The organism is Mycobacterium sp. (assembly GCF_032162605.1).
Taxonomy (GTDB): Bacteria; Actinomycetota; Actinomycetes; order Mycobacteriales; family Mycobacteriaceae; genus Mycobacterium.
In genome coordinates this window covers 1-7478 of the sequence record NZ_JAVROT010000027.1, presented here as the reverse complement: position 1 = coordinate 7478, position 7478 = coordinate 1, and the positions used below count along the sequence as shown (strand labels likewise).

Genomic DNA, 7478 nt, shown 5'->3' with positions numbered 1-7478 from the left:
GAAGATGTCGGAAGGGATCGGTCCCACCGCGCGGCGCACCAGATGCGGCGGCGTGCGCACGGCCAGCCAGACGCGGCGCGCGCCGATGTCGGCGAGCTGGACGGCGATGTCGGCGCCCGAATTACCCGCGCCCACGACCAGCACGTCGCGATCGCGGTACGGCAAGGCGTTGGTGAACTCGTCGGAGTGCACGAGCTCGCCGGCGAAGTCCTTCAACCCAGGCCACGCGGGAATCATTGGCGTGCAGTAGTTGCCGGTGCACAACACGACCGAGCGCGCCTGAATGGGACCCGAGTCGGTGTCAAGTTGCCAGCCCCCAGTCGCGTGGTCGATACGTGAGACCGCGACCCCGAGCTTGAGCGTGATGTGTTGGCGGCGTACGTAGTCGTCGAAATAGGCGACCATGTCCTCCTTGGTCGGCCACCGCCCCGTCGTCAACGGAATCCGTTGTCCGGGAAGATGTGACAGGAATCCGGTGGTGTTGAGTCGGAAGTCGTCATAGCGCCTGCGCCAGGACATCGCCGGTGCGTCCGCTTTATCGACGACGAGCGCGTCGATGCCGTGCTGATGCCAGAGTCGCCTGGCGATCGCGAGCCCGGACGGACCGGCTCCGATCACGACGACGTCATGGTGTTCGCCCGCGTCCGGCTTGGCGTTCATTTTGGACTCATCCAGCTGTGAAAGCGCCGGTCCGGGTCGTAGGCCATGCGGACGGCCTCCAACCGAGTCATGTTCGCATCGGAGATGAACGTTGCCGAGCGCCGTCCGAGGTTCTCGTCGGCCAGCGCGATCCCGGTCGCGAGATGTGACATGTTGGCCATACTCGAGGAAGCCCAGTCGCGATACCGCTCGTCGTCGGCAGGATCGTTCCAGACGGTGTACAGCGCCATGTAGATCTCGTCCTCCACGCCGTACACCATGTCGGCGCGGTCCGCGGACGTGTTCCACCCGGTGAAGATGAAGTGGGAGGGGTGTGGCGGCATCGTTTCGACAATGGCGCGGATGCCAGGCAGCAATTCTTCGGCCGACGCCGAGGTGAACATGTTGTCGGCGATGTAGCGGTGTCCATGTGGATAGTTGTTCATGATCACCGAATACCAGTCGGCCAGGGTCGTCGTTGCGTAGGGCACCTTGATGAGTGCCTGATCGGCGACCGGGCAGCTACCCAGCACGGCAAGGGCTTTCGTCGCCTCGTCCTCGGTGTCGGCGAAGACCGGGGAGGCGATGACGATGCCGGGACGGTCGAACCCGATCGCCTCGAAGCTTCGCGAGGTGAGAATCTGCATTTCGACCCGCTCGTCGATTTCGGCTCTGATGCTCCGTCCCCAGGTGAACACCTCATCGACGAGTTCGGTGGGGTAGAGGTACATGCAGGTCCCAATGACCGCTGGGCGTGGATAAATCCGCAGTGTGAAGGACGTGACGACGCCGAAGAAGCCTGGGCCCGAGCCGCGGGCTGCCCAATACAGGTCGGGATGATGCTCGGCGTCGCAGTAGATCAGCTCGCCGTCGGCGGTGACGACCTCCAAGCCGAGCACACTCTCGCACGCCGGTCCGAGCACGGGGCTGTTCCAGCCGTACCCGCCCTGTAACAGATAGCCTCCCAAGCAGATACCTTCGCAGTGACCGGCCGGGAAGAACAGCCCCTGCGCGTCCAATTCGGCGGCGAAGACGTTGGCGACCTTGCCGGGGCCGACGGTCGCGATCATCCGATCTCGGTCAACCGAGCAGTGATCCAGTGCACCGACGTCGAGCAGTAATCCGCCATCACGCAAATGACTTGCCGCCCAGCTGTGACCGCCTGAGCGGACTCCGACGCGATGCCCATTGACGCGGGCGTAGTTCAACGCCGCGATCACGTCGTCGGTGTCGTCGGCATGAACGATCACATCTGGAAAGCGTTCCGGCACGAGTCCGTTCCAAACCGTTGCCCGGCGGGCCGCCTCGTATTCTCCGGTGCCGCGTATGTAGGTCGTCTCGGTGGATAGCAGAACCATGGCATCCTCTCGCTTCGCGGTGGCTAAAGGAGCCACCGCATGGCTTTGTGTGGCGTCAGCCGACGCTCCGGGCTCCGCAACCCTGAGGGTCACCCAGATATGGGCCAGCCGGCGCTGACGGTGAACGGAAGGCGCGGCCGGCACAACGCCGGCCATCCGTCCACCCGCTTTTCCTGGCCTGTCGGTAACACGACCCTTGGCTAGACGAGGTTCATCGCCAGCCTGGATTCACAGGGTCATCGGACCCGAGGCGCTCGACCACCAGACGATGCCCATCACTCCGCCGACCACATATTCGACGACAACGGTGACGACAGTCACTCGCTGAACTACGCCCACAACAGAACCCCGCGCCTTGCGAAGCTCTGTTCAGACTCTGCCTGCTCCTGGCAGTTTGGGGTCGTGCGATCGTTGTCGCCACCAGTCGGCTTGACGGAATCGGTCGTTATCGGTGGTTGGGCCCGCAAATCAGAGCGGGCCAGGACTAGGCGAAGCCGGCTGAGGGCGACGTTGGGGCGGGGAGCGGCAGCGTCGGCTATACGGTGGTGTGTGAGATGGGTCTCATGAGTAATGGATCGCGCTACGCGCTCAGCGTCTCCAGGGTCCTTCCGCCTGCAGCCGTCAGCTTGGCGCGGCGGCGAGAAGCGGCGAGATAAGGGGACACCCTGAAACCATCACTGCACGTCGGCGCCGTCCAGGGAACGGAGATGTACGCGGACACCCAGTTCTGCGGACTGTCAATCCGTCGGCTTACGCCTACACAGGTTCGAATCCTGTACCTGCCACCAACATAGCCGCAGCTCAGGGGCGGTTTTCGGAGCCGAGGACGCGACGCGTGCGACCGGCCTGCGATCCCGGTCAGCGAATCACGCTCGAATCGGTTGGCTAGGTCGCCGTCGCCCCCGGCGCAGCAACCATCCTGGCGGGGAGTTCCTGTGCATGTCGGCGCTGCCCCTCTGGCGGGTCGGATTCGTTAGCTCGGCCAATGCGCCGCTGTCTTCCAACGTTTGAGCGTCGGATCGGTTGCGGCACGCTATCGCTTAGACGGGCCTGTTAGAGCCCCGCCGCAGAGTCGTACCACCTTGCTAGCCTTGCCAATACGGGGGTCCCACTCATCTGGGAGGAAAATGACAACTAATTCCGACACCGCTATTGAAGTTGACGCCGCAATTGTGCTGTTGCTAGGGCACCCGACCTTGTCAATCAGCGACGTATGAAGAATCACCCGCCGCGCTTGATTATCACGGGCTCACCCCGCGCCAGCTTCACTTTCGGTTCGGCTGGCGGCGTGCGTCCGCGGTAACGCCCCCCTTCGGAAGGCGGGGCGTCTTCTAGGTGAGGTGGCACAAGGCCGCGACCGTGGCTGAATTCTGACTCGCGGTCGGCGTTGCCTTTGCGCTGGGCTGACCCGAGTCCACACGACAGCCCGTCGCTGGGAATGAAAGGACCGGGCACTGTCACTTGTGATTCGCCACCTAGACCGGGATTGCCGCAGCGGGCGGCACGGTGTAGGACTCGGTGCCGACCTTGATGCACACGGCTGCCGAGCGATGCCGCACGCCCACACCGAAGGAACGCTGAGACAACGATTCCACGATGGGGTACTGCCCGTTGCCGGGTATCTGGCGCAAGCCCTGATATGCGGTGATGGGGTGCTGGCGCACGCCGACCGCGTTGTTGAGGCTGCCGGGTCCGTTGGTCGCGACCACGGCGACGTAACTCGATGGGAGGAAATTACTTTCGATCAGGAACGCGCGGCCGTAACTTCCGAGCACGGGCAGGCCGTTGAATTTGGCCGGGGCCGGCTGTCGGACGATGTTGTCAGGGGTGAGGTACCGCGCGTGAACGCGTTGATCCCTGCGCGAGATTGATTTCTACGGCTCAGGCCGCAAAACGTCTCGGCATCTCCCCCAACACTTTGCTCAAGTACGTTGCCGTTGGATGTATTTCGTGCCACCGCGTTGGTCCGGAGCTGCTCAAGTTCGATTCAAATGAAGTTGACACGCTCGCCCGAACGATCGACAACCGATGAGCGGCAGAATCATTCGGGGCGTGAGCAACGCGCACACCGCTGCCTGCCAGAGCCGTGCTCGCCGAGAACTCGCGCAGATACAACGTGAAGACACGCGGCGTTTCACTGAGATCACGACCGCTCTGCGCAACGCCGAACACATTCCACCGGAACGCATCGCCGATTACCTGAATCAATTTCAACCACCCGCGAAAGGTGTAACGACCATGGCCAGAAAAAGTCCAATTATCAGAGATTCTGTCACGATCACCACAGGCTGAGTTAGATCATCTCGCCGAATTCAATCAACGGCGCAAGGCCGAGATCGAACGCGATCAAAAAGTACAAAGCCGAACGGGCCAACCTCGCCAGGCACCGGCTGGGGTAAACACCAAGCGGCGCAAGTGATCTCATGCGAGTCGAGGCGATCATCGCCGATTACCTCGACCCCGAGATCAGGGCGCTCGGCGACGCGATGGACGCGCCTGCCAAGCAGCCGAGGGGTGCTGTGAGCGATACCTCGTTGACGCGTCGGCGGCGTCTTGCGCGTCGGTGTCGTTTCACCTGACGGTCCCGATGCTCGCCGAGCTGCAGAAGCTTGCATACGAGGTTCAGCACGCCTGCGTGAGGCCGTTCATGACCCGTGCCGAAGGTGAGCCGCCAACCGGTATCACCGTCGACGAGGATGACGCCGGCCTGCTGACAAGCGTGATCTGTTACGCGACGTCGAGGCCCGGCGTTCGGTGGGTGCTCGGCGAGACGGTCGGTTTCGATGACGTGACCGCGACGCTGGCCGGCGAAGACAGATTGAAAATCGTTGTAAAACAGGCCTATTCGAAGGTTGGACTCAGTCCAGAATAAATTGACGTTTCCGTAGGAAGACCCTTGGGTATGCACCAAAAAAGAGCGAGGAGGTACCAACAAATGCCTGTTTGGGGATGGATTCTAGTCGCGGTCGCGGCCGCGGCCGCGATCTTTGCAGTGGCGATCGTGATCGCCAACAAGACGACTCGGCGCAAGACGGAGCGGCTGAAGCAGCGGTTCGGTCCCGAATACGAGCGGACCGTAATCGCGGCCGACGACGAAAAAGCAGCAGAAAAGGAGCTCACCGAGCGTGAGCGAAAGCGGGAAAAGCTCGACATTCGTCCGCTGACGCCAGCGGCGCTGGACGGCTATGTCAACCGGTGGCGGGTGGTCCAGACGGCTTTCGTCGACCACCCGTCGAGCGCGGTGGGAGAAGCGGACCTACTCGTCACCGAGGTCATGCGCGAGCGTGGCTACCCCGTCGACGACTTCGACCGGCAGGCGGCCGACATCTCGGTCGACCACCCGACGGTCGTCGAGAACTACCGCGCCGCTCACGACATAAATCTGTCGCAGCAGAGGGGCGAGGTCGGCACCGAGCAGCAGCGGCAGGCATTCGTTCACTACCGCGCGCTGTTCGCGAAGTTGCTTGAAACAGAGAAGGACACGTCACAGGAGGCAAGCGCATGACTACCCACGATCAGCACACCGAAGTCACCCACTCGGCCGACAGAATCGAACCCTCGACCGAGGAGCATGATCACGCGACCGAGCAGGCAGATTCCTCGTCCGTGACGAGGGAACCGTCGACCGTACCGGCTGAACCGTCGACAGCACCGGCCGAGCCGTCGGCCGCATCGGCCGAATCGTCGGCCGCACCGGCTAACGGTTCAAGCGACCAGCCCGAATCGTCCACCGAGAGAGAGCTCTTCGCCGACGATCATCTGGCGGGGCTCCGTGCACGCTGGGACAACGTGCAGGCCGGCTTCGTCGACGATCCCCGCGAGTGCGTTCAGAAAGCCGACAGCCTCGTCTCCGATGTCGTCGAGCACCTCACCACCGGCTTCACTCAAGCGCGATCGCGACTCGAGGAGCAATGGGCACGCGGCGAGGAAGCCTCGACCGAGGATCTCCGTGTGGCCCTGAAGCGCTACCGCGAGTTCTTCGAGCGCCTGCTCGCGGTGTGAGATCTGGAACCCCCCACGCAGTGGCCGCTTTGCCGAACCGGCAAGGCGGCCATTGCCTTCGACCCATCGTTGGCCCATGAGCCCCAAGCGCGATCCCGCTACCGGCGAGCCGCGCGACGGAATCGACCTGACCAACCTCGACCAGCCACTGAGTCCCGACGCCGACGCCTCGAAGCGTGACGTGGTCGACTACCTGGACGCGGTGGCCGACCGAATCCTGCCCGGCGTCGTCGGCCGGCGGCCGGTACCGCGGCGTACCACTGCCGCGAAGGAGCAGCACGTACAGCGGCGTGCTTCCCGACAAGATCAGCATCTTTGCCGGGCCGATCACGCGACTCGCTGCCGGCGACGCGGATCGCCTACGCCGCAAGATCAGGCACGTCGTGCTCCATGAGATTGCGCATCACTTCGGGATCAGCGACGAGCGGTTGATCGAGCTCGATCGCTACTGACGTGCTGCTGATGCTCCGCGCGAGTCTTGCCGCCGCCGACAACTTGACTCAAATCCCTCGGGCCACAGTGCAATTCGCATTGGTTAGCTGGTCCCGATGCGTGTGACCGCGCAGTTCTGGTCGCCGAGGTCAGTCAAGTCCCGTTCGTCGGGGATCCCAATATGTCCTCACACGGGTCATGCGTTGTGCGTGTCCGGCTGCTTTCAACGCTCGGCGGATCGCGGCGATGGTCGTAGAGCGGCCCGTGAGGATGAGCGGTGACTCGTGGTGCTCGGCGGCGGCAGCGACGACCTGTTCGACGAGCGCCGGAAGATGATCGTCTGTCTCCTCGCGCGTGACGAGCATGGGTTCCAGTCCGAGTGCACGAAGTGCAGTCGGACTGTCGGCGCCCACCTCGAAGATGTCGCGCACGGGATGGAGGTTCGGGTGAGCGGCCGTCCACGCCATGCGAAGACCTACCGACGTCTCGTCGCCGACGAAGATCGGCGCGCTGGAAAATCTCCTCAGGTCGATCGACCGGCGAGGGCCGACGGCCTGGACGGAGTCGTCAGCCGCAACGTTCTGGGCCCAGGCGGAGCCCGGCCCGTCCCCGTGCAAATAGCTGAGGATAGTGGTGTCACCGGTGGTGTTGTCCCAGCGGACTGGCGTGTAGGTGCGCATCGTCAACCCGTCCCTGGCGACTCGGACCTGGATCTTGTCACCCGGGGTCCAGGAAGCGACGCTCGTCAGGCTGATCTCTCGAAACGGTTTCAGGTCGGAGACCTTCGTGACTCGCATGGCGCGGAAGAGCCGGTTCGACACCGTGTCGGCGAGGTCGTGGAGGCGGACCATCGATCACACGGTCGGGTGAGCGGCGTTCACTTCGGCGCCATTCCAGTAGGCCGGCGGCGGGTCGAAGATGGGTGTAATGGTGCGGGACGCGAGGCGCCAGCCATCCGGCGTCCGCACCCAGCGGTCGGCGATGTCACCGACCGTGCGAATGGTGATGTCCGATGCCACGTCGCGGCGATGGACGCACTCCAGCCAT

At 63.5% G+C, this 7478-nt stretch carries 9 protein-coding genes and 1 pseudogene; 5 read left to right on the top strand and 5 right to left on the bottom strand.

All coding sequences use genetic code 11. From position 1 onward, the window contains the following. From QOI01_RS01245 to QOI01_RS01235, 3 genes are all read right to left on the bottom strand, one after another. The coding region (locus QOI01_RS01245) for a flavin-containing monooxygenase (RefSeq protein WP_526377835.1) at positions 1-660 on the bottom strand (660 nt) is incomplete at its 3' end. Continuing rightward, complete coding sequence (locus tag QOI01_RS01240; RefSeq protein WP_526377833.1) at positions 657-1997, bottom strand: FAD-binding oxidoreductase; 1341 nt, start codon at positions 1995-1997, stop codon at positions 657-659. The genes QOI01_RS01240 and QOI01_RS01245, both read right to left, overlap by 4 nt. Before the next feature lie 1475 nt (positions 1998-3472). Then, entirely contained in the window at positions 3473-3772 is a 300-nt protein-coding gene (locus QOI01_RS01235; RefSeq protein WP_526377831.1) for a hypothetical protein, read from the bottom strand. A 277-nt stretch (positions 3773-4049) separates the two neighbouring features. On the opposite strand from QOI01_RS01235, the gene QOI01_RS01230 reads away from it, so the two are divergent. The 5 genes from QOI01_RS01230 to QOI01_RS01210 all read left to right on the top strand — a co-directional run bounded on the left by QOI01_RS01230 (position 4050) and on the right by QOI01_RS01210 (position 6451). Next, a complete protein-coding gene (locus QOI01_RS01230; RefSeq protein ID WP_526377829.1) occupies positions 4050-4289 on the top strand; it encodes a hypothetical protein in 240 nt (79 codons plus the stop codon). Between the two features lie 295 nt (positions 4290-4584). Next, positions 4585-4869, top strand: coding sequence for a hypothetical protein (locus QOI01_RS01225; protein ID WP_526377827.1), 285 nt, complete (start codon positions 4585-4587; stop codon positions 4867-4869). Positions 4870-4932: 63 nt separating this feature from the next. Further along, positions 4933-5502, top strand: coding sequence for a hypothetical protein (locus QOI01_RS01220; RefSeq protein ID WP_526377836.1), 570 nt, complete (start codon positions 4933-4935; stop codon positions 5500-5502). Beyond that, positions 5499-5999 (top strand): hypothetical protein, encoded by a 501-nt coding sequence (locus QOI01_RS01215; protein WP_526377825.1) that lies wholly within the window; start codon positions 5499-5501, stop codon positions 5997-5999. Before QOI01_RS01220 ends, QOI01_RS01215 begins: the two co-directional genes overlap by 4 nt. Before the next feature lie 176 nt (positions 6000-6175). Then, positions 6176-6451, top strand: coding sequence for a metallopeptidase family protein (locus QOI01_RS01210; protein WP_526377823.1), 276 nt, complete (start codon positions 6176-6178; stop codon positions 6449-6451). Positions 6452-6580: 129 nt separating this feature from the next. On the opposite strand, the gene QOI01_RS01205 is transcribed toward QOI01_RS01210, so the two are convergent. Together QOI01_RS01205 and QOI01_RS01200 are read right to left on the bottom strand one after the other, a co-directional pair. After that, the gene (locus QOI01_RS01205) at positions 6581-7282 is read right to left on the bottom strand and encodes a siderophore-interacting protein (RefSeq protein ID WP_526377821.1); all 702 of its coding nucleotides are present in this window, start codon (positions 7280-7282) and stop codon (positions 6581-6583) included. A 3-nt stretch (positions 7283-7285) separates the two neighbouring features. Continuing rightward, a pseudogene (locus QOI01_RS01200) lies at positions 7286-7478 on the bottom strand (hypothetical protein); the annotation flags it as partial.

Coding starts and splice junctions, on each gene's coding strand:
- QOI01_RS01240 (WP_526377833.1), bottom strand. CDS start 1,997: ATGGTTCTGCTATCCACCGAGACGACCTACATACGCGGCACCGGAGAA.
- QOI01_RS01225 (WP_526377827.1), top strand. CDS start 4,585: ATGCTCGCCGAGCTGCAGAAGCTTGCATACGAGGTTCAGCACGCCTGC.
- QOI01_RS01220 (WP_526377836.1), top strand. CDS start 4,933: ATGCCTGTTTGGGGATGGATTCTAGTCGCGGTCGCGGCCGCGGCCGCG.
- QOI01_RS01215 (WP_526377825.1), top strand. CDS start 5,499: ATGACTACCCACGATCAGCACACCGAAGTCACCCACTCGGCCGACAGA.
- QOI01_RS01205 (WP_526377821.1), bottom strand. CDS start 7,282: ATGGTCCGCCTCCACGACCTCGCCGACACGGTGTCGAACCGGCTCTTC.